Below are 24719 nucleotides of genomic sequence, written 5' to 3'. Positions count from 1 at the left end.
CAGGGCGCCTTTCGCTCCTCAAGAAAATAGTTGCGTGGTAACTAATGCGCCCTATTCAATGCAAACTCGCCCGTACGGCACTCGGTTGGGGAGTGCGCGACGTGGCGTCGGCAACCGGCATGTCGCCGAACACGATTGTCCGCTTCGAGCGGGGTGAACGCATGCGTGACCGCACCGTGGCCGAACTGCGCACACTGTTCGAAAGCAACGGTCTGGAGTTCATCGACGAGGCGGACGGGAAGGGACCGGGGTTACGGTTTCGGCAGCCATTTCCCGCTGAGCCGGAGGGCTGAAGGAGTAGAGCATCTGCTTCCTGGTTTGCCCCCACCCGCTGGCCCCCGCCGCCCTACTTCTGCTATGGCTTCGGCCATTCCGATCCGTGGCATCCTGGGCAGCATGACCGACACCGTTCCCGCCTTCCTGAACGTCGCCCATTCCCTGTCCGGCAAGCGCTGGCAGGCGCGGCCCTACGACGAGCGGCTGGCCTGGGGGCTGGCGCAGGGGCGGGGGCTGCCGGAGATCGTCGGGCGGGTGCTCGCCGCCCGTGGGGTGACCGAGGAGGCGTGCGACGGCTTCCTGAACCCGACGCTGAAGGCGCTGCTTCCCGACCCCTCCCGCTTCAAGGACATGGACATCGCCGCGGAGCGCATCGCCCGCGCCGTCATGGACGGCGAGCCGGTGGCCGTCTTTGGCGACTATGACGTGGACGGCGCCACCTCCTCCGCGCTGCTGCGGCGCTTCTTCCGGGCGGTGGGGGCGGATCTGCGCATCTACGTGCCCGACCGCATGAAGGAGGGCTACGGCCCCAACGGCCCGGCGCTGCTGCGGCTGAAGGCCGAGGGCGTGCGGCTGGTCGTGACGGTGGATTGCGGCATCTCCGCCTTCGCGGCCCTGGAGGCGGCGGCGGAGGCCGGGCTGGAGGTGGTGGTGCTCGACCATCACGCGGCGGAACCGCGCCTGCCGCCGGCCGTCGCCCTGGTCAACCCGAACCGGCTGGACGAGGACGGCGCCTACCGCACGCTGTGCGCGGCGGGGGTCACCTTCCTGGCCGTGGTGGCGGTGAACCGGGCGCTGCGCAGCGCCGGATTCTACGCGGGCCGCAACGAGCCGAACCTCATGGAATGGCTCGACCTCGTGGCGCTGGGCACGGTGTGCGACGTGGTGCCGCTGACGGGGTTGAACCGCGCCCTGGTTGCGCAGGGGCTGAAGGTGATGGCGCGGCGCGCCAACCCCGGCCTGTCCGCCCTGTCCGATGTCGCCGGGGTCAAGGAGAAGCCGGACGCCTACCACGCCGGCTTCGTGCTCGGCCCGCGGGTCAACGCCGGCGGGCGCGTCGGCGCGTCGGACCTCGGGGCGCGGCTGCTCTCCACCGACGACCCCATGGAGGCGATGGAACTGGCCCAGAAGCTGGAGGCCCACAACGCCGAGCGCCGCGCGGTGGAGCAGGGCGTGCTCGCCGACGCCATGGCCCGGCTGGAGGAGCACGCCGAGGAACTGGCCGAGTTGGTCTTCGTGGCGGGGGAGGGCTGGCACCCCGGCGTGATCGGCATCGTCGCCAGCCGCCTGAAGGAGCGCTACAGCCGCCCCGCCTGCGTCATCGCGCTGGAGGAGGGGGCGGATGGCACGGTGATCGGCAAGGCCTCGGGCCGCTCGGTGCGCGGGGTCGATCTCGGGGCGGCGGTGATCGCGGCGCGGCAGGAAGGGCTGCTGATGGCCGGCGGCGGGCACCGCATGGCGGCCGGCTTCACCGTGGCCGGGAGCAAGCTGGCCGACCTGCAGGCCTTCCTGACCGGCCGCGTCGCCGAACAGGTGGCCGCGGCCCCGCTGGTGCCGACGCTGGAACTGGACGGCGCGCTGTCCGTGGGGGCGGCGAACACGTCCCTGGTTGACCGCCTGAACCAGCTCGGCCCGTTCGGCACCGGCAACGCGGAGCCGCGCTTCGCCGTCACCGACGCCCGTGTGGTGCGGGCCGACGTGGTCGGGGCGAATCATGTCCGCTGCATCCTGCAGGGTGGCGACGGCGCCCGGCTGAAGGCCATCGCCTTCCGCGCGCTGGAGAGCGAGATGGGAAAAGCCCTGCTGATGGGCCGCGGATCGCCCTTCCACATCGCCGGTGTCCTGCGCATCGACCGCTGGAACGGGGCGGAGGGAGTCCAGCTCCTGATCGACGACGCCGCACCCTCCCAAACCATGTGAATGCAAACAAATTCGCCGTGGAGATGGTGCATGGGGGGCATACGCGAACGGGGTAGAAAGGAGTTGGAAAAAACGCTTGCGCTCGGCCCGTCATCCCATTAGTAATCCCGCCACGCCAACGACGTCCCCATCGTCTAGAGGCCTAGGACACCGCCCTTTCACGGCGGCGACAGGGGTTCGAATCCCCTTGGGGACGCCACCTTCTCACAGGTTGGCACCGGTTTCGAAAGCTCAGCCCTTGGCTGAGCTTTTGTCGTTACAGGCGTCATTTGTCCGGCGCCTTTGCCGGTCTGGCAAGCGACCTGTTTGCCGCGCCGCGTTCGTCGGCGTCTCCCATCCGCCGAAATAGCGCCAAGGGGCGGTTTCCAGGGGTGGCTCCGTGGACTAACGTTCCTCACGCCCCTTCGATGCTTAGATGGGGCCAAGGGAACGGGAGACATCCATGACCATTTCGACGACACGCCTTCCTTCGGGAACCGCCGTTCCGGTGCTCGGTCAGGGCACCTGGTACATGGGCGAGGACAGCCGCGACCGCGCGCGGGAGGTGGCGGCGTTGCGGCTCGGCCTCGACCTCGGCATGACGCTGATCGACACGGCGGAGATGTACGCCGACGGCGGGGCGGAGGAGGTGGTCGGCGAGGCCATCGCCGGGCGCCGCGACGAGGTGTTCCTGGTCAGCAAGGTGCTGCCGATGAACGCCAGCCGCCGCGGCACCATCGCGGCCTGCGAACGCAGCCTGAAGCGCCTGCGCACCGATCGCATCGACCTCTATCTGCTGCACTGGCGCGGCAGCCACGACTTCTCCGAAACGATTGCGGCCTTCGACACGCTGATGCGCGACGGCAAGATCGGCCAATGGGGCGTCAGCAACCTGGATCTCCAGGACATGGAGGAGTTGGTCGGCACGCCGGGTGGGGAAGGGGTGCAGACCAATCAACTCCTCTACAACCTGACGCGCCGCGGCATCGAGTACGACCTGCAGCCCTGGTGCCGTGGGCGGGGAATCCCGATCATGGCCTATTCGCCGATCGAGCAGGGGCGGATGCTGCGCCACCCGGAGCTTCGCCGCGTCGCCGAGCGGCACGGCGCGACGCCGGCCCAGGTCGGGCTGGCTTGGCTGCTGCGCCAGGACGGGGTGGTCGCCATCCCCAAGGCTTCGGACCCCGCCCATGTCCGCGACAACCGGGCCGCCGCCGATTTGCGGCTCGACGAGCAGGATCTCGCGGACCTCGACCGGGCCTTCCCGCCGCCGCGCGGGCCGCGCCCGCTGGAGATGCTGTAGCGCGGCGAAGCGCCGCGCTTGCGGTGGCGGACTCGATTTCCCTGGCCGAACGGCCTATGTATGCTGCATTGCGGAATCAGGCGCGCCTGAGTCCGCGTGTGGCTCATCCGGGAATCGAAGCATGCTCGCCATCGTTCTTCTGTCCATGCTGCTGTCGGGCTTCGCCATCGTCGTGGCGCGGATTCTGACCGCCGAGGTCGCCACCGCCGGCATGCCGGTCTGCGATCCCTGGTCGCCCCGGCATCTCCGCCGGGTGAAGAAGGCGCGCAAGGCGCAGGAGGAGATCGAGGGCGGCCCGTCCTGGGCGTCCTTCCCGCGCGGGCTCTGACCGTTTCCCAAAAACCTGTTTCCCCACAAGCAAATCGGGCCGGGAAATTTCCCGGCCCGATTGCGTTCGTGTGCTGATGGTGCGTCCGGTGCCTTACTGGGCCGGCTCCGCCGCCAGCTTCGAGGCCGGCAGGCTCTCGGTGATCTGGCGGGCGCGCATCGGCTTCAGGACGAAGATGGCCAGCAGGGCGGCGATGCCGTTGACCGCGGCGGCGAAGAAGAACACCGCCTGCCAGCTGCCGGTCGAGGCGACCGCCACGTTGGCGAAGGGAACGACCAGCGACGCGGTGCCCTTGGCGGTGTACAGCAGGCCGGCGTTGGTGGTGGCGAACTTCGAGCCGAAGGAGTCGCCGCACAGCGCCGGGAACAGGCTGTAGATCTCACCCCAGGCGAAGAACACCAGACCCGTCAGGATCACGAAGGCGACGGGGTTGTGGCCCCACTGGTTCAGCGCCAGGATGCCGACGCACTCCAGGGCGAAGGCGATGAACATCGTGTTCTCGCGGCCGATGTGGTCCGACACCCAGCCGAAGAAGGGGCGGGTGACGCCGTTCAGCACGCGGTCGATCGACAGGGCGAAGGTCAGCGCCGGCAGGGTCAGGCCCATGATGCTGACGGGAACGCCGTCCAGATGGAAGTCCTTGGCGATCGGGCCGAGCTGCGCGGTCGCCATCAGGCCGCCCGCCGCCACCATCACGAACATGGCGTACATCACCCAGAAGACCGGGGTCTTCAGCATCTGGACCGGGGTGTAGCTCTCGCGGGTCTGCGACACCGACGAGCGGGAGACCTCCGGAACCTGCCCCTTCTTCGGCGCCGCCAGGAACCACGCCAGCGCGAGGATCACCGCGCCCTGGCCGATGCCGAAGGTCATGAAGGTGGCTTCATAGCCCGAGGAGTGGATCATGTTGGCGATGGGAACGACCGTGAGGGCCGAGCCGGCGCCGAAACCGGCGGCGGTCAGGCCGGCGGCGAGGCCGCGGCGGTCGGGGAACCACTTCAGCGCGTTGCCCACGCAGGTGCCATAGACGCCGCCGGCACCGATGCCGCCCAGCGCAGCGCCCAGATAGAGCATGGCAAGCGAGTCGGCCACCGAGTTGACCGCCCAGGCCGCGGCGCAGAACACGCCGCCGATCAGGACGACGATGCGCGGGCCGAACTTGTCGACGAACCAGCCTTCGACGGGAACCAGCCAGGTTTCCATGACGACGAAGATGGTGAAGGCCACCTGGATGGCCGCACGGCCCCAGCCATGCTTCTGGTCGATGGGCTCGACGAACAGAGTCCAGCCATACTGCAGGTTCGCGATCATCGACATGCAGATGACGCCGATGACGAGCTGGAACCAGCGGCCACCGAGGGGCCCCTTTGGGGCCTCCGTGAGGGCTTGGTGCATTTCTCTCCTCCTAGAAGCGATCTCTTTGCGAAGCGGTCTTTTGCTTTTTTGAGTCGGGTTGTTTTTGTTCTTTGACCGGAGGCGTCCCCGTGGTGTGCCGGGTCGTCTCCATCGCCTTAGCCTGACCGTGGAACCGGCCGCTTGGTGTGGGCGGCTTAAGCTCGCGGGGTGAGCGTTTTTGGCATTAGAGATATGGTATGCCAGATACAGTTTCCGGCGCAAGCTGTTTGTCAGCGTAACAAACAGACTCGGCGTACGAGGGCCGCTCTACCACCTTCGGAAGCGCTGATGGCCTTTGTCTGAATAGGGGTTCTTGCGCTTGGACGGTTGCAGTGCTGACGGTTCGTCAGCAAAGCGATTTGGACCGTTCTGGTATTTGGTATACATATAAGGCAAGAGCGCGCGTCGACTCGGGATGGCATGACGCTTCCGCGCCGTCGCGCGAACGACCAGCTTCAGATCGTCGGTACAGGGGAGGAAAAGACTCGATGACCACCGCCATTTTCACCCATCCGGACTTCCTGGCGCACGACACCGGCCCGGGTCACCCGGAGCGTCCCGAGCGAATCGCCGTGGTGTGGGAGGTTCTGGACCGCGACGAGTTTCGCGATCTGCCCCGCTTCGAGGCCCCGGAGGCGGAGGTCGAGCAGCTGCGCTGGGTGCATGACCCGGCCTATGTGGACGCCGTCCTGAACGCGGTCCCGGACAGCGGCCATGCCCGGCTGGACGCCGACACCGTGCTGTCGCCCACCTCGCGCTCGGCGATCCTGCGGGCCGCTGGCGCGGTCTGCGCGGCGGTGGACGCGGTGCTGGACGGGGCGGCGAAGAACGCCTTCTGCGCCGTCCGCCCCTGCGGCCATCACGCCGAGCCGGCCCGCGCCATGGGCTTCTGCGTCTTCAACAATGTGGCGGTCGGTGCCGAGCACGCCCGCAAGCGGCACGGCCTGACCCGCGTGGCCGTGGTCGATTACGACGTGCACCACGGCAACGGCACCCAGGCCATGTTCTGGGACGACGCCGACCTGTTCTTCGCCTCGACCCACCAGTCGCCGCTTTATCCCGGCACCGGCTCGATGAGCGAGACCGGAGTCGCCGACAACATCGTCAACGCGCCGCTGCCGCCCCACTCCGGGACGGTGGAGTTCCGCCAAGCCATGGAGCGCCGCATCCTCCCCGCGCTGGAGGAGTTCCAGCCGGAGCTGATCCTGATCTCCGCCGGATTCGACGCCCACGCCCGCGACCCGCTGGCGTCGCTGAACTTCACCGGCCCGGATTTCGAATGGGCGACGCGCAAGCTGGTCGAGGCGGCGGACCGGCTGTGCGATGGCCGCGTCGTGACGGTGCTGGAGGGGGGATACGACATGGTGGGGCTCGCCGAGGGGTGCGCCGCCCATCTTCAGGCACTGATGCGTGGCTGACCGGGGCTCGGACGACGAAGCCCGGGTGATTTCGAGGGACTTTGCGCAGCTGCACCATAAGGTCGGTTGCTTCCTGCACGGATTATCTGGTATACCAAATACCAGAGAGACGAACAGAGTCCCTCGAACACACAAAAAAACGGGAGTTACGCACGATGGACCAGCGGATCGCCGAACAGAACGCCGCTCAGAACGCTTCGGGCCAGCCCACCATCGAGATCACCCTGGCGAAGACCGACGCCGACATCGCCGACAGCTACGCGGTGGTGAAGGAACTGCGCACCCACATGACCGACCCCGACGCCTACGCCGCCCAGATCCGCCGCCAGATGGAGGACGGCTACAACATGGCGCTCCTGCGCATCGACGGCGAGGTGGCCGGCTGCGGCGGCTTCCGCGTTCACGAGACGCTGTCGCGCGGTCGCTATATGTATGTTGAGGATCTCGTCACCTCGCCGAAGCACCGTTCCTTCGGTCTGGGCGACAAGCTGTTCGATTGGCTGGCCGGTCAGGCCCGCGAAAAGGGCTGCGCCCAGATGGAAATCATCTCCGGCGTCCAGCGCGGCGACGCGCACCGCTTCTATCACCGCAAGCGCATGACGGTTAAGGCGTTCCAGCTCGTCCTGCCGCTCACCTGATCCCACGCACCGGATGGACCCGCGAACCGGGCGTCCGGACGGGCCGGGCGTCCGGTTTTCCATGCTCGAACTTTCGTTGGAAAACCCAGGATTCTCGCCCGATTCCGGATCATGCCCCTCCCTCGTCAGGGTCTATTTTGCCAGTTGACATCTGGTATCTGGTATACCAAACTCCGTATTTGTTCGGTGTGCTGATTGATTGGGGTTACTGCAAAGGCTGCGCGGCGCGTGGCCGATAATTGGGGGAGAGGAAACGGGTTATGAAGATCTGCATCTTTGGGTCCGGGGCCATCGGCGGGTATCTGGGTGTGCGTCTCCACCAGGCCGGCGCGGATGTCAGCCTCGTGGCGCGCGGCGCCCATCTCACGGCCATGCGTGAGAACGGCGTGAAGCTGATCGTCGGAGAGGAAGAAACGGTCGTCCACCCCCGCTGCACCGACAACGCGGCGGAACTCGGCCCGCAGGACTACGTCATCATCGGTCTGAAGGCCCACTCCGTTCCCAGCGTCGTCAACGCCATCCAGCCGCTGCTTGGCAAGGACACCGCCGTGGTCACCGCGGTCAACGGCATCCCCTACTGGTACTTCTACAAGAACGGCGGCGAGTTCGAAGGCCGCGTGCTCGACACCGTCGATCCGGGCGGCATCCAGTGGAACGGCCTGAGCCCGGAGCGCGCCATCGGCTGCGTCGTCTACCCCGCGACCGAAGTCGTCGAGCCCGGCGTCATTCAGCACATCTACGGCGACAAGTTCTCGCTGGGCGAGCCGGACGGCAGCCAGTCCGACCGCGTGAAGAAGCTCAGCGCGGCGATGGAGGCCGGCGGCCTGCGCGCCCCGGTGCTCGACCGCATCCGCGACGAGATCTGGCTGAAGCTGTGGGGCAACCTCTGCTTCAACCCGATCAGCGCGCTCACCCACGCCACGCTGGACGTCATCTGCTCCGATCCGGAAACCCGCGCCGTCGCCAAGTCGATGATGCTGGAGGCCAAGGAGATCGGCGACCGTCTGGGCGTGCATTTCCGGGTGGATGTGGAGCGCCGCATCAACGGTGCCGGTGCCGTCGGTGCGCACAAGACCTCGATGCTCCAGGATCTGGAGCGCGGCCGTCCGATGGAGATCGACGCCCTGCTGTCGGTGGTCCAGGAGATGGGCCGCATGGTCGGCGTGGCGACCCCGACCATCGACGTGGTCCTGGCGCTCGTCCGCCAGCGCGGCGAGATCGCCGACTGCTACACCCGCCCGCAGCGGGCGTCGTCCGAGGCCGCCCCCGCGGTCGCCGCCCAGTAGGGCGGACACCGTCCGGCCCCGCACACAGAAACCAACGCCCCCAACGACGAAGCGAAGCAACGCCGAGGGGCCGGACAATCGCTTCACAGGAGGAGCGTCATGAGGGTTGAAGACATTCTCCGCCGGAAGGGGACGCGCATCGGCACGGTGCGCATCAACGAAACCGTGGAAACGGCGTTGCGTCTTCTAAAGGCCGAAAACACCGGCGCGCTGGTGGTCAAGGACGTTTGCCGGACCGAGGGCAACACGGTCGTCGGGGTGATTTCCGAACGCGACATCGTGCGTGGCCTGACCGACCGCGGGCCGGGCATCCTGTCCCTGCCGGTCACGTCGGTGATGAGCAACCATCCCGTCTGCTGCGCGCCGGGCGATTCCGTCCGTCACGTGCTCCAGCTGATGGACGAGCACACCGTTCGCCACATTCCCGTTCTGGACGGCGCCTCGCTGGTCGGCGTGGTCAGCGTGCGCGATCTCATCAAGGCGCAGCTCGACGCCGCCCCGCCGGACGCCGAGCCGGCCGAGGTCGTCAGCTATCCCGTCGCCGCGGCCCAGTGACGGACGACGGCGCCTTGGACAGCGTTCAAGGTTAGCCTCCACGTGAAGGCGGCGGCGGTCCGGAGGCGGTCACCCGCATCCATCCCGGGTGACCGCTCCGCCGCCCTGCGGGCCAGACGCCGGATCATGCTCCGGCACCGACATCATTCGAGAATTTGACCGGCGGGCCGCCCGCCGAGGCCGCCCGCCGTCGAGGCCGGAGCGCTGACGCCTCGTCCTGCCGATTGCTTTGGGAGGCAATCAACAACCATGAAAATCGCCATACCCAGGGAGCGGCGCGCGGGCGAGAATCGCGTCGCGGCGTCTCCGGAAACCGTTAAGAAGATCAAAGGTCTCGGTCTCGATGTCGTGGTCGAGACCGGGGCCGGTCTGGGCTCGAACCTGCCGGACCGGGTCTATCAGGACGCCGGCGCGGAGATCGCGCCGGATGCCGCGTCGGCGCTGGCCGATGCCGACATCGTGCTGAAGGTGCAGCGCCCGCTGCTGGCCGGGGAAGGGGACCTCGACGAGCTGGCGCTGATCAAGCGCGGCGCGCTGCTGTTCGCCATCCTCAACCCCTACAACAGCCGCGACCACGTGGCGGCCTACGCCGCGGCCGGGGTGAACGCCTTCGCCATGGAGTTCATGCCGCGCATCACTCGCGCCCAGGTCATGGACGTGCTGTCCTCGCAGGCCAACCTCGCCGGCTACAAGGCGGTGGTCGATGCCGCCAGCGAGTACGGCCGGGCCTACCCGATGATGATGACCGCGGCGGGCACGGTGCCGCCGGCGCGCGCCTTCATCATGGGCGTCGGTGTCGCCGGTCTGCAGGCCATCGCCACGGCCAAGCGGCTGGGCGCCATCGTCTCGGCGACCGACGTGCGTCCGGCGGTCAAGGAGCAGGTGCAGAGCCTCGGCGGCAGCTTCGTCGCGGTGGAGAACGACGAGTTCAAGCAGGCGGAAACCGCTGGCGGCTATGCCAAGGAGATGTCCGACGACTACAAGCGCCAGCAGGCGGCGCTGGTGGCCGAGCACATCAAGAAGCAGGACATCGTCATCACCACGGCGCTGATCCCGGGCCGCAAGGCGCCGATCCTGGTGACGCGCGAGCATGTCGCCTCGATGAAGCCGGGCTCGGTGCTGATCGATCTGGCGGTGGAGCAGGGCGGCAACGTCGAGGGCTCGGAGCTGGGCAAGGTCGTCACCACGGAGAACGGGGTGAAGATCGTCGGCCACGCCAACTACCCCAGCCGCATCGCCGAGAGCGCCTCGCTGCTCTACGCCAAGAACCTCCTCGCGCTGCTGCAGTCGCTGCACGACAAGGAGAAGGGCGTCACGCTCAACTGGGACGACGAGATCGTGAAGGCCATCGCGCTCACCCGCGATGGGCAGGTCGTCCATCCCGCCTTCGCGGACACGGTCCGCGAAGTCCAGACCGTCTGAGGAGGCGGCTTCCATGGAACATCCCGATCCCGCGAGCCAGATTGAGGCCTTCCGCCACTCGCTCCTCACCCTGACCAACCAGACGGCGGAGCTTCAGGTCCAGGTTGCCCAGATGACCCACGCGATGCCGATCCCGGCGCCCGTCCTGGACGCGGCGAGCCACGGCAACTTCTTCATCACCGGCCTGACGGTGTTCGTGCTGGCCTGCTTCGTGGGCTACTACGTGGTGTGGCGGGTGACGCCGGCGCTGCACTCGCCGCTGATGGCGGTGACCAACGCGGTGTCCTCGGTGATCATCGTCGGCGCCCTGATCGCCGCCGGCCCCGCGGGGTTCGGCTTCTCCAAGATCATGGGCTTCCTCGCGGTCATCCTGGCCAGCGTCAACATCTTCGGCGGCTTCCTGGTCACCCAGCGCATGCTGTCGATGTTCAAGAAGAAGGGCAAGTAACCATGGAAACCCTGTCCGCCCTTCTCTATCTGGTCGCCTCGGTCTGCTTCATCATGGCGCTGCGCGGCCTGTCCAGCCCGGAGACCTCCCGCCAGGGCAACTTCTTCGGCATGGCCGGCATGACCATCGCCGTGCTGACCACGCTGGCCCTGCCCATCGTCCAGTCCTACTGGATGATCGTGCTCGGCATCGCGATCGGCGGCGGCATCGGCTACGTCATCGCCAAGAAGATCGAGATGACCGCCCTGCCGCAGCTCGTCGCCGCCTTCCACTCGCTGGTCGGTCTGGCCGCGGTGTTCGTGGCGCTGTCGGCCTTCTACTCGCCCGAGGCCTACGGCATCGGCGTGCCCGGCGCCATCGCCAAGGGCTCGCTGGTCGAGATGGCGCTGGGCACCGCCATCGGTGCGATCACTTTCACCGGCTCGATCGTCGCCTTCGCCAAGCTGCAGGGCCTGGTCACCGGCAAGCCGCTGGCCTTCCCCTTCCAGCACCACCTCAACGCCGCCCTCGGCGTGCTGACCATCCTCCTCATCGTCTGGCTGGTGCAGAGCAACGCCGATGCCCCGATGTGGCTGATCGTCGCCGTGTCGCTGGCGCTCGGCCTGCTGCTGATCCTGCCGATCGGCGGCGCGGACATGCCGGTGGTCATCTCGATGCTGAACAGCTACTCGGGCTGGGCGGCGGCGGGCATCGGCTTCACGCTGCAGAACAACCTGCTGATCGTCACGGGCGCGCTGGTCGGCTCGTCGGGCGCCATCCTGTCCTACATCATGTGCAAGGGCATGAACCGCTCGATCTTCAACGTCATCCTGGGCGGCTTCGGCGGCGACAGCGGGGCGGCGTCGGCAGCGGCCGGCGGCGGCGAGCGCGGCACGGTCAAGGCCGGCTCGCCGGAGGACGCGGCCTACATCATGAAGAACGCCCAGTCGGTGATCATCGTCCCCGGCTACGGCATGGCGGTGGCCCAGGCCCAGCACGCGCTGCGCGAGATGGCCGACCTGCTGAAGAAGGAGGGCGTCGAGGTCAAGTACGCCATCCATCCGGTGGCGGGGCGCATGCCCGGGCACATGAACGTGCTGCTGGCCGAGGCCAACGTGCCCTACGACGAGGTGTTCGAGCTGGAGGACATCAACCGCGACTTCAGCACCGCAGACGTGGCCTTCGTGATCGGCGCCAACGACGTGACCAACCCGGCGGCCAAGACCGATCCGCAGTCGCCGATCTACGGCATGCCGATCCTCGACGTCGAGAAGGCCAAGACGGTGTTCTTCATCAAGCGCGGCATGGCCGCCGGCTACGCCGGCGTCGAGAACGAGCTGTTCTTCCGCCCCAACACCATGATGCTGTTCGGCGACGCCAAGAAGGTCACCGAAGAGGTCGTGAAGGCCACCGAGTAAAGGCCTGCTGAAAGGAAAAGCCCCTTCCCGGACGAACCGGGAAGGGGCTTTTTTGTTGCCGCGTCGGTGATTGGCTCAGAAGCCGACCGCGCCTTCGGCGACATGATCCACGATGATCAGGTGATTCTCCACGCGGGTGACGCCGGGGGTGTTCTCGGCGGCGACGCGAATGGCGTCACGCTGCGCCTCGGTGCGGACGCTGCCCCAGAGATGCACGACGCCGTTGCGCACCACGATGTTTTCGCTGATCTCCGGCGCCCAGGGCTGCGCCCGCAGGGTTTCCAGAAGCCGGTCGCGCACGACGCGGTCGTCCGCGGCGGCAGGGGAGACGTCCGGCGCGATGCTGGCGAGGACGTGCAGCAGGTTGGCGCGGCTGACGATGCCGACCAGCTTGCCGTTGTTCAGCACCGGAACGCGCTTGATGCGGTTGCCCTCCATCAGGCGGACGACCTCGTCGAGCGGGGTCTCCTCCGTGACGGAGATCAGCGACTCGGTCATCGCGTCGCGCACATGGCGGCCGTGGGACTTGGTGTAGTCGGCGGCCTGGTTCGGCGCGCCGGCGAACATGGCGAGCCACCAGGAGGCCCGGCGCACCGTGCCGGTTTCCGCCCGGCGCAGCAGGTCGCCTTCGCTGATGACGCCGAGCAGGCGCCCGTTCGAATCGCAGACGGGCAGGCCGCTGATCCGGTTCTCCAGCATGCGCTTCGCGGCTTCGGTAACCGTGGCGTCGGGACCGATGGTGACCACCTGACGGGTCATGATGTCCGCAGCTTTCATGGCTTTCCTCCGTTTGCCTGATTCGTTGACCCAGCCAACATACACACACGCGAAGTGCGGTGAAACTGTCTGGTGTACGGTATACCAATTTGCCGCAGGGCAAATTCCACAGTCGGGCAAATTTTGCGGGCGGAAAAAAAGAAGGCTCCGCTGGCAGGAAGCCGCGGAGCCGTCAGGTGGGGGAATCTACAGGGAGGAATGCGTGTAGTTCCAAGAACGTTTGTACCTTCAGCGATCCGCCGCAACCACAGTGGATTCGGTATACCAGTCATGCGGCATGTGGATACCGTATACGATATTCCAGAAAGCGCCAAAAGGCGCAGAATTGCCGGACCGTCGCGGAGGAATCGCCGTGTCGTCGTTCATCGAAGAAACAGTCCGCGATCCGAACATATCCGCTTGTCATGAACTGGCATCTGGTATACCGTATCTCCAATCCAAGCCGCTTCCCTCTCCGGGGCAATGAAAGCGCGGCCCAAACCCCGTCAACCGGGGAAACCCCGGATCATTCCGGGGGCGGAGAGAGAGGGACGGGAACGCCAATGCAGATGATGAGTTTCTCGGTCGCGCCACTGGATCAGGGGATGAGCTTCAAGGCCAAGGCCTACCAGGCGCTGCGCCAAGCCATCACCCAGATGGACATCTACGGCGGGCCGAGCGAGATCCGCCTCGACGAGCGCCAGCTCTGCGAGGCGCTGGGCGTCAGCCGCACCCCGGTGCGCGAGGCCATGGCGCTGCTGGAGCAGGAGGGCTTCATCCGCTCCATGCCCCGCCGCGGCATCTTCGTGGTCCGCAAGACCAAGGCGGAGATCATCGAGATGATCACCGTCTGCGCCGCCCTGGAGGGCATGGCCGCCCGCCTCTTCGTCGAGCGCGCCGACGAGCGCGGCATGGCCGACCTGCACGAGACCTTCGACCGCTTCGCCGAAGGCGAACTGGCCGACCACGTGCTGGAGTATTCCGACGCCAACGTCGCCTTCCACCAGTCGATCATCCAGGCCTCGGGCTGCACGCTCATCGCCGACCTGACCGACCGCTTCTTCATCCACATGCGGGCCATCCGCCGCGTCACCATGCGCCGCGGCGGCCGGGCCGAGACGTCCATCGTCGAGCACCGCGACATCATCGACGCCCTGACCCGGCGCGACGCCGACCTGGCCGAGCGGCGGGTGCGCGAGCACACACTGGGGCTGGCCCGCCATGTCGAACAGCACTGCGATTTTCTCGATTGACCGATCGTGAACCGAATAAGAGTCGGGGAGGAGTAACCCTTATGTCAGCCGTCACAGTCCTCAACAACCAAGCCACGGCCGCCACCGATGCGGAACCGGCGCTGACGGATGGTTTCCAGCTCGTCATCGATGCCCTCAAGCTCAACGGCATCGAGAACCTCTACGTCGTGCCGGGCATCCCGATTTCCGACCTGCTGCGCATGGCCCAGGGCGAGGGGCTGCGGGTCATCTCCTTCCGCCACGAGCAGAACGCCGGCAACGCCGCGGCGATCGCCGGCTTCCTGACCAAGAAGCCGGGCGTGTGCATGACCGTCTCGGCGCCGGGCTTCCTCAACGGCCTGACCGCGCTGGCCAACGCCACCACCAACTGCTTCCCGATGATCCTGATCTCCGGCTCGTCGGAGCGCGAGATCGTCGACCTGCAGCAGGGCGACTACGAGGAGATGGACCAGCTGGCCATCGCCAAGCCGTTGTGCAAGGCGGCCTTCCGCGTGCTGCACGCCCAGGACATCGGCATCGCCGTGGCCCGCGCGATCCGCGCCGCGGTGTCGGGCCGTCCGGGCGGCGTCTACCTCGACCTGCCGGCCAAGCTGTTCTCGCAGGTGATGGACGCCGCCGAGGGGGCCCGCTCGCTGGTCAAGGTGGTCGACGCCGCCCCGGCGCAGCTGCCCTCGCCGGACTCGGTGGCGCGCGCTCTGGAGGTGCTGAAGGGCGCCAAGCGGCCGCTGATCATCCTCGGCAAGGGCGCCGCCTATGCCCAGGCCGACGAGGCGGTGCGTGAGCTGGTCGAGAAGTCGGGCATCCCGTTCCTGCCGATGAGCATGGCCAAGGGTCTGCTGCCCGACACCCACCCGCAGTCGGCCGGGGCGGCGCGCTCGATGGTGCTGAAGGACGCCGACGTGGTGGTCCTGGTGGGCGCGCGTCTGAACTGGCTGCTGTCGCACGGCAAGGGCAAGACCTGGGGCGAGCCGGGGTCGAAGACCTTCATCCAGATCGACATCGAGCCGCGCGAGATGGACAGCAACGTGGCGATCGTGGCGCCGCTGGTCGGCGACATCGGGTCGTGCGTGTCGGCCCTGACCGCCGGGATGGCGAAGGGCTGGACGCCGCCGCCGGCGGAGTGGACGGGGGCGGTGTCGGCGCGCAAGGAGGCGAACATCGCCAAGATGGCGCCCAAGCTGATGAGCAACGCCTCGCCGATGAACTTCCACGGCGCGCTCGGCGCGCTGCGCCGGGTGGTGCAGGAGCGGCCCGAGGCTCTGCTGGTGAACGAGGGGGCCAACACGCTGGACCTGGCGCGCGGGATCATCGACATGCACCAGCCGCGCAAGCGCCTGGACGTCGGGACCTGGGGCGTGATGGGCATCGGCATGGGCTTCGCGGTGGCGGCGGCTGTGGAGTCGGGCAAGCCGGTGCTGGCGGTTGAGGGCGACAGCGCCTTCGGCTTCTCGGGCATGGAGGTCGAGACGATCTGCCGGTACAACCTACCGGTGTGCATCGTGGTGTTCAACAACAACGGCATCTACAAGGGGACGGACGTGAACCCGACGGGCGGGTCGGACCCGTCGCCGATGGTCTTCGTTCCGGACTCGCGCTACGACAAGATGATGGAGGCCTTCGGCGGCGCGGGCGTCAACGTGACGACGCCGGACGAGCTGTACCGCGCGGTCAGCGCGGCGATGGACAGCGGCCGGCCGACGCTGATCAACGCGGTGATCGACCCCAACGCCGGGTCGGAGAGCGGCAACATCGGCAGCCTCAACCCCACCAGCGCCGTTCGCAAGGGTCCCAAGACCTGACGATCGAGCGGTAACCAAGGACGCCGGTTCTCCGGTTCCAGGCCGGGCGGCCCTGCCAGCGAGGGGTGGGGTCGCCCTTTTCAGACACAGAGCACCACCGGGAGGAACGACGATGGGAAAAGCTCTTGAAGGCGTGCGGGTTCTGGACTTTACCCATGTTCAGTCGGGTCCGACCTGCACGCAGCTTCTGGCGTGGTTCGGCGCCGACGTGATCAAGGTCGAGCGTCCGGGCGAGGGCGACATCACGCGCGGCCAGCTCCGCGACGTGCCCGAGGCCGACAGCCTCTACTTCACCATGCTGAACCACAACAAGCGGTCCATCACGCTGGACACCAAGAACCCGGACGGCAAGCGCGTCCTGGAGGATCTGGTGCGCATCTGCGACGTGATGGTCGAGAATTTCGCCCCCGGCGTGCTCGACCGCATGGGCCTGACCTGGGAGCGCATCCAGGAGCTGAACCCCCGAATCATCGTCGCTTCGGTCAAGGGCTTCGGCCCCGGACCCTACGAGGACTGCAAGGTCTATGAGAACGTCGCGCAGTGCGCCGGCGGCTCGGCCTCGACGACCGGCTTCGACGACGGCCCGCCGATGGTCACCGGCGCCCAGATCGGCGACAGCGGCACCGGCCTGCATCTGGCGCTGGGCATCGTGACGGCGCTCTACCAGCGCACCCAGACCGGGCGCGGCCAGAAGGTGCTGGCGGCCATGCAGGACGCCGTGCTGAACCTCTGCCGCGTCAAGCTGCGCGACCAGCAGCGGCTGGAGCGCGGCCCACTGAAAGAGTACCCGCAGTACCCCAACGGCGAGTTCGGCGACACCGTGCCGCGCGCCGGCAACGCCTCGGGTGGCGGCCAGCCGGGCTGGATCCTGAAGTGCAAGGGCTGGGAGACCGATCCCAACGCCTACATCTATTTCATCACCCAGGCGCCGGTCTGGGCGAAGATCTGCGACGTCATCGGCAAGCCGGAATGGGTCACCGATCCGGACTACGCGACGCCCGCCGCGCGCCTGCCGCGCCTGAAGGACATCTTCGCGACCGTCGAAGAATGGACCATGACCAAGACGAAGTTCGAGGTCATGGAGATCCTGAACAAGTACGACATCCCCTGCGGCCCCATCCTGTCGATGAAGGAGTTGGCGGAGGATCAGTCGCTGCGCGAGACCGGCACCATCGTCGAGGTCGATCACCCGACGCGCGGCAAGTACCTGACGGTCGGCAACCCGATCAAGCTGTCGGACAGCCCGACCGAGGTCACGCGGTCGCCGCTGCTGGGCGAACACACCGACGAGATCCTGCGCGAGGTGCTCGGCTTCGACGAACGCCGCATCGGCGAGGTTCGCGACAGCGGCGCGCTGGGGCTGGTCGTTCCCCGCATGGCCGCCGAGTAAAGACAGCCGTGGCAGGGGCGTCCCGTCGGGACGCCCGTTCCATGCAGCACGGATAACAGGCGCACGCAGTCCCGAAGAGCGGGGGCGTTGACGCACACATCCGGTGAGCCGCAGGCTCACACCGTTATTCTTCCACGGATTCAGCACAGGACGCAGGGTGCCGGCGCGGGACGCGTCAGCGCCGATGCCGGCCTGCGCCCCGCACCCTTCCATTTTAAACACCCGAAGACAGCCCCGAAGACAGCCATGAACATCCATGAGTATCAGGCCAAGGGCCTGCTGAAGACGTACGGCGTCGCGGTGCCCCGCGGCGGCGTGGCGTTCTCTCCCGAGGAGGCCGAGACCGTCGCCCGCGAGCTGGGCGGCCCGGTGTGGGTCGTGAAGTCGCAGATCCACGCGGGCGGCCGCGGCGCCGGCCGCTTCAAGGACAACCCCGAGGGCAAGGGCGGCGTCCGCGTCGTCAAGTCCGTCGAGGAGGTCGGCAAGAACGCCGGCGAGATGCTGAACCACGTGCTGGTCACCAAGCAGACCGGTCCGGAAGGCCGCGAGGTCAAGCGCCTCTACGTCGAGGAGGGCGCCGACATCAAGCGCGAGCTGTATCTCGGCATGCTGGTCGACCGCGCCACCGGCCGCGTCACCATCATGGCGTCCACCGAGGGCGGCATGGAGATCGAGGAGGTCGCCCACAACACGCCGGAGAAGATCGTCAAGGTCGCCGTCGACCCGGCCACCGGCATCCAGGGCTACCACACCCGCAAGGTCGCCTTCGCCCTCGGCCTCGAAGGCAAGCAGGTCGGGGCGGCGGCGAAGTTCCTGACCGCCATGTACCGCGCCTTCACCGAGCTGGACTGCGCGATCGTCGAGATCAACCCGCTGATCGTCACCGGCTCGGGCGAGATCCTGGCGCTCGACGCCAAGATGGCCTTCGACGACAACGCCCTGTTCCGCCACAAGAACGTGGCCGAGCTGCGCGATGTCGCGGAAGAGGACCCGGCCGAAGTCGAGGCCGCCAAGCATGACCTGAACTACGTCAAGCTCGACGGCAACATCGGCTGCATGGTCAACGGCGCCGGCCTGGCGATGGGCACCATGGACATCATCAAGCTGTACGGCGGCGAGCCGGCCAACTTCCTCGATGTCGGCGGCGGCGCCACGAAGGAGCGCGTCACCGCGGCCTTCAAGCTGATCCTCTCCGATCCCAATGTGAGCGGCATCCTGGTCAACATCTTCGGCGGCATCATGCGCTGCGACGTCATCGCCGAAGGCGTCGTCACGGCGGCCCGCGACGTCAAGCTGCACGTTCCTCTGGTCGTGCGTCTGGAGGGCACGAACGTCGAGCTGGGCAAGAAGATCCTTGCCGAGTCCGGTCTGCCGATCCTCTCGGCCGACAACCTCGCCGACGCCGCCGACAAGGTGGTCAAGGCCGTGAAGGAGGCCGCGTAAGATGGCTGTTCTCGTCGATAAGAACACGAAGGTGATCTGCCAGGGCTTCACCGGAGCCCAGGGCACCTTCCATTCCGAGCAGGCGATCGCCTACGGCACCAAGATGGTCGGCGGCGTCACCCCGGGCAAGGGCGGCACCAAGCACCTCGACCTGCCGGTCTTCGACACGGTGGCCGACGCGGTCGAGAAGACCGGCGCCAACGCCAGCGTCATCTACGTGCCGCCGCCGTTTGCCGCCGACGCCATCCTGGAGGCGATCGACGCCGAGATCCCGCTGGTGGTGTGCATCACCGAGGGCATCCCGGTGCTCGACATGGTGCGCGTCAAGCGGGCGCTGGGCAACTCCAAGACCCGCCTGATCGGGCCGAACTGCCCGGGCATCATCACGCCCGACGAGTGCAAGATCGGCATCATGCCGGGCCACATCCACAAGCGCGGCAAGATCGGCATCGTCTCGCGCTCGGGGACGCTGACCTACGAGGCGGTGGCGCAGACCACCGCGGCGGGGCTGGGCCAGACGACCTGCATCGGCATCGGCGGCGACCCGGTGAACGGGACGAACTTCGTGGACAGCCTGGAGCTGTTCCTGAAGGACCCGGAGACCGAGGGCATCATCATGATCGGCGAGATCGGCGGTGACGCCGAGGTCAAGGGCGCGGAGTTCATCCGCGACTCCGGGACCAGGAAGCCGGTCGTCGGCTTCATCGCCGGACGCACCGCGCCTCCGGGCCGCCGCATGGGCCACGCCGGCGCGGTGATCTCCGGCGGCAACGACACCGCTGACTTCAAGATCGACTTCATGAAGTCCGTCGGCATCGCCGTCGCCGACAGTCCCGCCAGCCTGGGCTCCACCATGCTCAAGGTCTTCAAGGGCTGATCGCTTTTTTTCCGCAGTGCTGTTTCCCCGAAGTGACTGGCCGCGCCGGCGACGGCGCGGTCTTCTTTGTTGTGTATTCAGAAGGGAATGGGACCGTTTCCGCAATGTGGAAAGCCATCAGAGAAGCGTTGCGGTGAGTGGTCTGACCAGTCATCTTGGTCTTGCACAGGGTGCTTCACCCTTTGTATCGGGCGGGTTGTTGCTCTGCATTTATGCGAGCCTCTCGAAATCACTGGCCGTGCTGGCAACAGCACGGCCATTTTTTTGCGCTTACCGATCGATCGTCCGGGCGAGGGCGAGGAAGCCGGCGATGTAGTCCACGCTTTCCTCGCCGCGGCGGACGCCGAGATGAATGCTCTTGCCGATCCCCTCGCTCCCCAGCCGCACGCAGCGGACGGGCAGGCCGGTGCCGTCCTCCCGCACCAGCCAGTCCGGCAGGACGGTGACCCCGCGCCGGGCGGCGACGAGCTGGAGCATCAGGTCGGTCGACTCCGCGGTCTTGTGGCGAAGCGGACGGCAGTGGGCGGGGACGAGGAAGCGGGTGTAGACGTCCAGCCGCTCCAGGCTGACCGGGACCGTGATCAGTTCCTCCGCACGCAGGTCTTCGGGCTGCGCCACACCCCGCGCGGCAAGCGGATGCGCGTCATGCACCACGAGGACGAGTTCGTAGTCGAAGACCGGCGTGAACAGGACATCGGCGGCTTCGATGGGGTCGGGCGTGATCAGCAGATCAATCTCGTTATCGAGCAGCGCGGCCAAGCCGTCGAAGCGGAAGGCGGTGCGGACCTCGAAATCCACGTCCGGCCATTGCGTGAGATAGCGGGCGGTCATCCGCATCAGCCAAGCCTGGCAGGGATGGCATTCCATGCCCACCCGGAACGCCCCGCGGCGGCCCGACGCGAAATCGGCGAGAATCCGTTCGGCGTGCTCGAACTGCGGCAGCAGGCGCTGCGCCAACGCCAGAAGATGCCCGCCGCCCTGGGTGAAGCGGAGGCTCCGCCCTCTCTTCGTCCAGATTTCGACGCCGCAGCGCTCTTCGAATTTGCGCATCGTGTGGCTCAGCGCCGACTGGCTGAGATTCAGGCGTTCGGCGGCGGCGGTGACGCTGCCCGCCCGATCCACCTCCCGGAGGATCGCGAGTATCTGGCGATCAAGCATTCATGACTCCAGCTCATCCAATCATGAAAACATACCACTTCTATTCATGATGGCGGGTCGGTAAGCCTGGGGCAACTGTTACAGAGCCAGTCCCGAGGACCGTCATGAGCCAAGCCGACACCAACTTTTACGCGCACGGGACAGCGAACGTTCTGCGGCTGGCGACCGCGCAGGCGCTGGCCGGCGCCAACGCGGTGGTGGTCTATGCGACGGGCGCCATCGTCGGGAACACGCTGGCTCCCAGCCCGGCGCTGGCCACGCTGCCGCTCTCCGTCTTCGTCGTGGGCATGGCGGTCTGCACCATTCCCGCCGGGGCCATCGCCCGGCGGCATGGGCGGCGCGCTGCCTTCCTGGCGGGGACGGGCTGCGGTGTGCTCGTCGGGCTGCTGTCCGCCCTGGCGGTGATTCTGGGGAGCTTCTGGCTGTTCTGCGCGGCGATGATTCCCGGGGGCGCCTACGCCGCCGTGGTTCTGTCCTTCCGCTTCGCCGCGACCGATTGTGTCGAACCGGAGCGGCGGTCGCGGGCGATGTCGGCCGTGATGGCCGGAGGGGTGTTCGCCGGGGTGATCGGACCGCAGCTCGTCACCGTCACCATGGATGTCTGGCCGCCGCACCTTTTCCTGGCGACCTTCTTCGCCCAGGCCGTCGTGGCGGCCGTGTCCGCGCTGGTGCTGGTCGGCGTGCGGCTGCCGATGCCGACCGCGGCGGAGGCCGCCGGAGGACGGCCGCTCGGTGTCATCGCCCGCCAGCCGCGATTCGTCACCGCCGTGCTGTGCGGGGTCGTCTCCTATCTTCTGATGAACTTCATCATGACGGCGGCACCGCTGGCGATGCGGCTGTGCGGCCTGTCGCAGGAGGTGTCCAACCTCGGCCTGCAATGGCATGTGATCGCCATGTACGCCCCGAGTTTCGTCACCGGGCGGCTGGTCGAACGGTTCGGCCCGTCCCGGATCGTGTTCGCCGGCCTGGGCCTGATCGCCGCCTCCGCCGCGGTCGGGCTGGGGGGCATCGACGTGGTGAATTTCTGGGTCAGCCTGATCCTGCTGGGGGTCGGCTGGAACTTTGGCTTCCTGGGAGCCTCCGCGCTCGTTCTGGAGTGCCACCGTCCGGAGGAGAAGACGCAGGTACAGTCGCTCAACGACTTCATTGTGTTCGGCACGATGGCGGTGGGGTCCTTTGCGTCGGGCGGGCTGCTGGCCGCCTTCGGCTGGGATTCGGTGCTGTGGGTGTCCTTCATTCCGCTGGCGGCGGCCATAGCGGCGCTCGCTGTCACCGCCTCATCCCGCGCTGCCTCCGCGGCTGCCTGAGGCCGCTCGTCCTCTCCTTTCCGCGACCGCACTGAGCACCATCGGGTCCCGTCCTCAGGGCGGGGCCAACCCTCTCGATTGTCCGGCTTTCGAAAGCCCGAAAAATTTTTGGATGAAAAGGGCAACACGCCAAAAGTTCGTGTTGCCAACAATCGTGTCTCTGGCATACCATATGCCGTATCTGGAGCGCCACGAACGCAGGGACGGCGTGACCGGCTCTCCAGCTCATCATTGAACCATGACTCACATCGGCACGGAACAAGGCCGCCCATGACGCGGCGATGCGGACGCTCGCTCGGATGCCGCTCGCCCGCCCAAGGGGACCCTCATGCCCGGTATCAAAGCGTCGCAATCCCACGGGAGGGAATGATGGTTGGATCGACAGAATCCCAGAGGCCAGCTTTTAACAGTTCCGGCGGCTCGCAGGCGCCCATCTCCGAAGGCGCGCGCTGGATGCAGATCGTCGTCGGCATCGTCTGCATGGTCGCCGCGGCCAACATCCAGTACGCCTGGACGCTCTTCGTGCCGGAAATCCAGGCCACCCATGGCTGGACCCGCGCCTCGATCCAGACCGCCTTCACCGTCTTCGTCGTCGTCCAGACCTGGCTGACCCCCATCGAAGGCTACTTCATCGACCGTTACGGCCCCCGCGCCATCGTCGCCTTCGGTGGCGTGATGACCGGCCTTTCCTGGATCATCGACAGCTACGCCGGCTCGCTCGGTATGCTCTATGTCGGTTCGGCCATCGGCGGCATCGGCGTCGGCTGCGTCTACGCCACCTGCGTCAACAGCGCGTTGAAGTGGTTCCCGGACAAGCGCGGCCTCGCCGTCGGCCTGACCGCGGGCGGCTACGGCGCCGGCTCGGCCGTGACGATCCTGCCGATCGCCAACATGATCCACTCCTCGGGCTATCAGGCGACCTTCTTCTGGTTCGGCCTGCTGCAGGGCACGATCATCCTCATCGCCGCCTTCTTCCTGCGCGCCCCGCAGAAGGATCAGGTGAAGGCCTCGACCAAGGTCCTGCAGTCCCGCCGCGACTACACGCTGAAGGAAGCGCTGCAGACGCCGGTCTTCTGGGTCATGATGGTCATGTTCATCTGCACCGTCTCGGGCGGTCTGATGGCGGTGGCCCAGCTCGGCGTGATCGCCCACGATCTGGGCGTGAAGGAAGCCCCGATCAGCCTGTTCGGCATCACCATGGCGGCTCTGCCCTTCGCGCTGATGCTCGACCGCGTGATGAACGGCATCTCCCGTCCGCTGTTCGGCTTCGTCTCCGACCACATCGGCCGTGAAGCGACGATGTTCATCGCCTTCACCTTCGAGGGTCTCGGCATCCTGATGCTCAGCCGCTTCGGCCACGACCCGATCATGTTCCTGATCCTGTCGGGTCTGGTGTTCCTGGCCTGGGGCGAAGTGTACAGCCTGTTCAGCGCCACCTCGGCGGACACCTTCGGCACCAAGCATGCGGCGAAGATCTACGGCGTGCTGTACTGCGCCAAGGGCGTCGCGGCCCTGCTGGTCCCGCTGGGCAACCTGCTGATGGAAGCCACCGGCACCTGGGCGACCGTGCTCTACATCTGCGCCACCATGGACCTCATCGCGGCCTTCTGCGCCATCGCGATCCTGCGGCCCATGCTGCGCAAGCACCATGCCCGCAACGCCGAACTCGCCGCCCAGCAGGGTGCGGGTGGGCTGGCGGTGCAGCCCGGCCACTGATCGGCCCGCGAAGCTTCAGGTTTCTTGTCTCGAATGACGGCCGCCGCGCGCACCCCGCGCGGCGGCCTTCTTTCATTCCAGGAAGAAGGGACGGTTGTGGCCCTCGCCGGACTGGTTGAAGCGGTCCGACGACCAGAGGCCGTCCGGCTGCTCGTCCTGCGGATCGGAAGTCCACTCGTCGTCCTCCCGCATCAGCAAAGTCAGGCCGTGGCCCATCAGGCCGGCCAGGGCGACAAAGGCGATCATCTGGGATTCGAGCATGGGACAGGCTCCGGGCATTCGGGAGGGGGCGTTGCTTCTTGTTGTTGTGATGCAGCATAGAGGGCCGGCTCAGGCTACGCAATAGGATTTTGTATACCAGATAATGGATACCAGAATCGCGCCAATTGCATTGATCGGGTGGGATTCGCCGTGAATCGCGCCTTGAATAGCGTTGACGTGGGTGGGGCGGATGGTTCAGCATGGCGACGTTCCAAGGGGAGCCCCATAGCACGGGGCTGAGATGATGCCGTAAGGCGCCGAACCCTTTGAACCTGATCCGGGTCGTACCGGCGTAGGGACAGGAACAAACGGGCCATGGTCACGCGCATCCCCATTGCGCACCCCTCCATGGGGACCGCTCCGGTCGTCCGTTCTGCCGCTCCGTCACACCCGG

At 67.0% G+C, this 24719-nt stretch carries 22 protein-coding genes, 1 tRNA gene and 1 riboswitch; of the genes, 19 read left to right on the top strand and 4 right to left on the bottom strand.

The window, feature by feature from the left end; genetic code table 11:
* The first annotated feature begins 44 nt into the window (after positions 1 to 44).
* The 5 genes from ABAZ39_RS07520 (at position 45) to ABAZ39_RS07500 (ending at position 3806) form a co-directional block, all read left to right on the top strand.
* Positions 45 to 293 (top strand): helix-turn-helix domain-containing protein, encoded by a 249-nt coding sequence (locus tag ABAZ39_RS07520; protein WP_038528152.1) that lies wholly within the window; start codon positions 45 to 47, stop codon positions 291 to 293.
* A gap of 103 nt (positions 294 to 396) precedes the next feature.
* Entirely contained in the window at positions 397 to 2196 is a 1800-nt protein-coding gene (gene recJ / locus ABAZ39_RS07515; protein WP_038530948.1) for a single-stranded-DNA-specific exonuclease RecJ, read from the top strand.
* A 123-nt stretch (positions 2197 to 2319) separates the two neighbouring features.
* Positions 2320 to 2395: transfer RNA gene (locus ABAZ39_RS07510), tRNA-Glu, on the top strand.
* 243 nt (positions 2396 to 2638) lie between these two features.
* Positions 2639 to 3478: an aldo/keto reductase gene (locus ABAZ39_RS07505; protein ID WP_038528150.1), complete on the top strand. Its 840-nt coding sequence runs from the start codon at positions 2639 to 2641 to the stop codon at positions 3476 to 3478.
* 121 nt (positions 3479 to 3599) lie between these two features.
* Entirely contained in the window at positions 3600 to 3806 is a 207-nt protein-coding gene (locus ABAZ39_RS07500) for a hypothetical protein (RefSeq protein WP_038528147.1), read from the top strand.
* Positions 3807 to 3899: 93 nt separating this feature from the next.
* Here ABAZ39_RS07500 and oxlT (ABAZ39_RS07495) read toward each other — a convergent pair whose 3' ends face one another.
* Positions 3900 to 5201, bottom strand: coding sequence for an oxalate/formate MFS antiporter (gene oxlT, locus ABAZ39_RS07495; RefSeq protein WP_038528144.1), 1302 nt, complete (start codon positions 5199 to 5201; stop codon positions 3900 to 3902).
* Between the two features lie 488 nt (positions 5202 to 5689).
* On the opposite strand from oxlT (ABAZ39_RS07495), the gene ABAZ39_RS07490 reads away from it, so the two are divergent.
* The 7 genes from ABAZ39_RS07490 (at position 5690) to ABAZ39_RS07460 (ending at position 12365) form a co-directional block, all read left to right on the top strand.
* On the top strand, positions 5690 to 6619 hold the full coding sequence (locus tag ABAZ39_RS07490; protein ID WP_038528141.1) for a histone deacetylase family protein: 930 nt from the start codon (positions 5690 to 5692) through the stop codon (positions 6617 to 6619).
* A gap of 155 nt (positions 6620 to 6774) precedes the next feature.
* A complete protein-coding gene (locus ABAZ39_RS07485) occupies positions 6775 to 7257 on the top strand; it encodes a GNAT family N-acetyltransferase (RefSeq protein WP_051657864.1) in 483 nt (160 codons plus the stop codon).
* A gap of 260 nt (positions 7258 to 7517) precedes the next feature.
* Positions 7518 to 8543, top strand: coding sequence for a 2-dehydropantoate 2-reductase (locus ABAZ39_RS07480; protein ID WP_014240275.1), 1026 nt, complete (start codon positions 7518 to 7520; stop codon positions 8541 to 8543).
* A 99-nt stretch (positions 8544 to 8642) separates the two neighbouring features.
* Positions 8643 to 9098 carry a CBS domain-containing protein gene (locus ABAZ39_RS07475; protein ID WP_038528139.1) on the top strand — a complete coding sequence of 152 codons (456 nt, stop codon included), beginning with the start codon at positions 8643 to 8645 and terminating at the stop codon, positions 9096 to 9098.
* Between the two features lie 249 nt (positions 9099 to 9347).
* A complete protein-coding gene (locus ABAZ39_RS07470) occupies positions 9348 to 10520 on the top strand; it encodes a Re/Si-specific NAD(P)(+) transhydrogenase subunit alpha (RefSeq protein ID WP_038528136.1) in 1173 nt (390 codons plus the stop codon).
* Positions 10521 to 10533: 13 nt separating this feature from the next.
* A complete protein-coding gene (locus ABAZ39_RS07465) occupies positions 10534 to 10968 on the top strand; it encodes an NAD(P) transhydrogenase subunit alpha part 2 (protein ID WP_014240278.1) in 435 nt (144 codons plus the stop codon).
* Positions 10969 to 10970: 2 nt separating this feature from the next.
* Positions 10971 to 12365: an NAD(P)(+) transhydrogenase (Re/Si-specific) subunit beta gene (locus ABAZ39_RS07460; protein ID WP_038528133.1), complete on the top strand. Its 1395-nt coding sequence runs from the start codon at positions 10971 to 10973 to the stop codon at positions 12363 to 12365.
* Positions 12366 to 12440: 75 nt separating this feature from the next.
* Here the strand turns inward: ABAZ39_RS07460 and ABAZ39_RS07455 are convergent, their stop codons facing one another.
* Entirely contained in the window at positions 12441 to 13142 is a 702-nt protein-coding gene (locus ABAZ39_RS07455; RefSeq protein WP_038528130.1) for a CBS domain-containing protein, read from the bottom strand.
* Positions 13143 to 13684: 542 nt separating this feature from the next.
* On the opposite strand from ABAZ39_RS07455, the gene ABAZ39_RS07450 reads away from it, so the two are divergent.
* The 5 genes from ABAZ39_RS07450 (at position 13685) to sucD (ending at position 19883) form a co-directional block, all read left to right on the top strand.
* Positions 13685 to 14374: a GntR family transcriptional regulator gene (locus tag ABAZ39_RS07450; RefSeq protein WP_038528128.1), complete on the top strand. Its 690-nt coding sequence runs from the start codon at positions 13685 to 13687 to the stop codon at positions 14372 to 14374.
* A 41-nt stretch (positions 14375 to 14415) separates the two neighbouring features.
* The gene (gene oxc, locus ABAZ39_RS07445) at positions 14416 to 16173 is read left to right on the top strand and encodes an oxalyl-CoA decarboxylase (protein WP_014200111.1); all 1758 of its coding nucleotides are present in this window, start codon (positions 14416 to 14418) and stop codon (positions 16171 to 16173) included.
* 112 nt (positions 16174 to 16285) lie between these two features.
* Positions 16286 to 17563 (top strand): formyl-CoA transferase, encoded by a 1278-nt coding sequence (gene frc, locus ABAZ39_RS07440; RefSeq protein ID WP_038528124.1) that lies wholly within the window; start codon positions 16286 to 16288, stop codon positions 17561 to 17563.
* 246 nt (positions 17564 to 17809) lie between these two features.
* Positions 17810 to 19006: an ADP-forming succinate--CoA ligase subunit beta gene (sucC, locus tag ABAZ39_RS07435; protein ID WP_038528122.1), complete on the top strand. Its 1197-nt coding sequence runs from the start codon at positions 17810 to 17812 to the stop codon at positions 19004 to 19006.
* Position 19007: 1 nt separating this feature from the next.
* On the top strand, positions 19008 to 19883 hold the full coding sequence (gene sucD, locus ABAZ39_RS07430; protein ID WP_038528120.1) for a succinate--CoA ligase subunit alpha: 876 nt from the start codon (positions 19008 to 19010) through the stop codon (positions 19881 to 19883).
* 270 nt (positions 19884 to 20153) lie between these two features.
* Here sucD and ABAZ39_RS07425 read toward each other — a convergent pair whose 3' ends face one another.
* The gene (locus tag ABAZ39_RS07425) at positions 20154 to 21041 is read right to left on the bottom strand and encodes a LysR family transcriptional regulator (RefSeq protein ID WP_038528117.1); all 888 of its coding nucleotides are present in this window, start codon (positions 21039 to 21041) and stop codon (positions 20154 to 20156) included.
* 104 nt (positions 21042 to 21145) lie between these two features.
* Here ABAZ39_RS07425 and ABAZ39_RS07420 point away from each other — a divergent pair, with 104 nt between their 5' ends.
* Entirely contained in the window at positions 21146 to 22348 is a 1203-nt protein-coding gene (locus ABAZ39_RS07420; protein WP_038528114.1) for an MFS transporter, read from the top strand.
* 453 nt (positions 22349 to 22801) lie between these two features.
* Positions 22802 to 24064 carry an oxalate/formate MFS antiporter gene (oxlT, locus tag ABAZ39_RS07415; protein WP_081862915.1) on the top strand — a complete coding sequence of 421 codons (1263 nt, stop codon included), beginning with the start codon at positions 22802 to 22804 and terminating at the stop codon, positions 24062 to 24064.
* A 72-nt stretch (positions 24065 to 24136) separates the two neighbouring features.
* On the opposite strand, the gene ABAZ39_RS07410 is transcribed toward oxlT (ABAZ39_RS07415), so the two are convergent.
* Complete coding sequence (locus ABAZ39_RS07410) at positions 24137 to 24325, bottom strand: hypothetical protein (protein WP_038528112.1); 189 nt, start codon at positions 24323 to 24325, stop codon at positions 24137 to 24139.
* A 204-nt stretch (positions 24326 to 24529) separates the two neighbouring features.
* Positions 24530 to 24642, top strand: a riboswitch (TPP riboswitch).
* Positions 24643 to 24719: the final 77 nt, after the last annotated feature.

It is taken from the genome of Azospirillum argentinense, assembly GCF_000632475.1.
Lineage (GTDB): Bacteria > Pseudomonadota > Alphaproteobacteria > Azospirillales > Azospirillaceae > Azospirillum > Azospirillum baldaniorum.
Note: the sequence above shows the minus strand (reverse complement) of the source record. Positions and strands in the feature narration are given on the sequence as shown.

Coding starts and splice junctions, on each gene's coding strand:
- ABAZ39_RS07520 (WP_038528152.1), top strand. CDS start 45: ATGCGCCCTATTCAATGCAAACTCGCCCGTACGGCACTCGGTTGGGGA.
- recJ (WP_038530948.1), top strand. CDS start 397: ATGACCGACACCGTTCCCGCCTTCCTGAACGTCGCCCATTCCCTGTCC.
- ABAZ39_RS07505 (WP_038528150.1), top strand. CDS start 2,639: ATGACCATTTCGACGACACGCCTTCCTTCGGGAACCGCCGTTCCGGTG.
- ABAZ39_RS07500 (WP_038528147.1), top strand. CDS start 3,600: ATGCTCGCCATCGTTCTTCTGTCCATGCTGCTGTCGGGCTTCGCCATC.
- oxlT (WP_038528144.1), bottom strand. CDS start 5,201: ATGCACCAAGCCCTCACGGAGGCCCCAAAGGGGCCCCTCGGTGGCCGC.
- ABAZ39_RS07490 (WP_038528141.1), top strand. CDS start 5,690: ATGACCACCGCCATTTTCACCCATCCGGACTTCCTGGCGCACGACACC.
- ABAZ39_RS07485 (WP_051657864.1), top strand. CDS start 6,775: ATGGACCAGCGGATCGCCGAACAGAACGCCGCTCAGAACGCTTCGGGC.
- ABAZ39_RS07480 (WP_014240275.1), top strand. CDS start 7,518: ATGAAGATCTGCATCTTTGGGTCCGGGGCCATCGGCGGGTATCTGGGT.
- ABAZ39_RS07475 (WP_038528139.1), top strand. CDS start 8,643: ATGAGGGTTGAAGACATTCTCCGCCGGAAGGGGACGCGCATCGGCACG.
- ABAZ39_RS07470 (WP_038528136.1), top strand. CDS start 9,348: ATGAAAATCGCCATACCCAGGGAGCGGCGCGCGGGCGAGAATCGCGTC.
- ABAZ39_RS07465 (WP_014240278.1), top strand. CDS start 10,534: ATGGAACATCCCGATCCCGCGAGCCAGATTGAGGCCTTCCGCCACTCG.
- ABAZ39_RS07460 (WP_038528133.1), top strand. CDS start 10,971: ATGGAAACCCTGTCCGCCCTTCTCTATCTGGTCGCCTCGGTCTGCTTC.
- ABAZ39_RS07455 (WP_038528130.1), bottom strand. CDS start 13,142: ATGAAAGCTGCGGACATCATGACCCGTCAGGTGGTCACCATCGGTCCC.
- ABAZ39_RS07450 (WP_038528128.1), top strand. CDS start 13,685: ATGCAGATGATGAGTTTCTCGGTCGCGCCACTGGATCAGGGGATGAGC.
- oxc (WP_014200111.1), top strand. CDS start 14,416: ATGTCAGCCGTCACAGTCCTCAACAACCAAGCCACGGCCGCCACCGAT.
- frc (WP_038528124.1), top strand. CDS start 16,286: ATGGGAAAAGCTCTTGAAGGCGTGCGGGTTCTGGACTTTACCCATGTT.
- sucC (WP_038528122.1), top strand. CDS start 17,810: ATGAACATCCATGAGTATCAGGCCAAGGGCCTGCTGAAGACGTACGGC.
- sucD (WP_038528120.1), top strand. CDS start 19,008: ATGGCTGTTCTCGTCGATAAGAACACGAAGGTGATCTGCCAGGGCTTC.
- ABAZ39_RS07425 (WP_038528117.1), bottom strand. CDS start 21,041: ATGCTTGATCGCCAGATACTCGCGATCCTCCGGGAGGTGGATCGGGCG.
- ABAZ39_RS07420 (WP_038528114.1), top strand. CDS start 21,146: ATGAGCCAAGCCGACACCAACTTTTACGCGCACGGGACAGCGAACGTT.
- oxlT (WP_081862915.1), top strand. CDS start 22,802: ATGCAGATCGTCGTCGGCATCGTCTGCATGGTCGCCGCGGCCAACATC.
- ABAZ39_RS07410 (WP_038528112.1), bottom strand. CDS start 24,325: ATGCTCGAATCCCAGATGATCGCCTTTGTCGCCCTGGCCGGCCTGATG.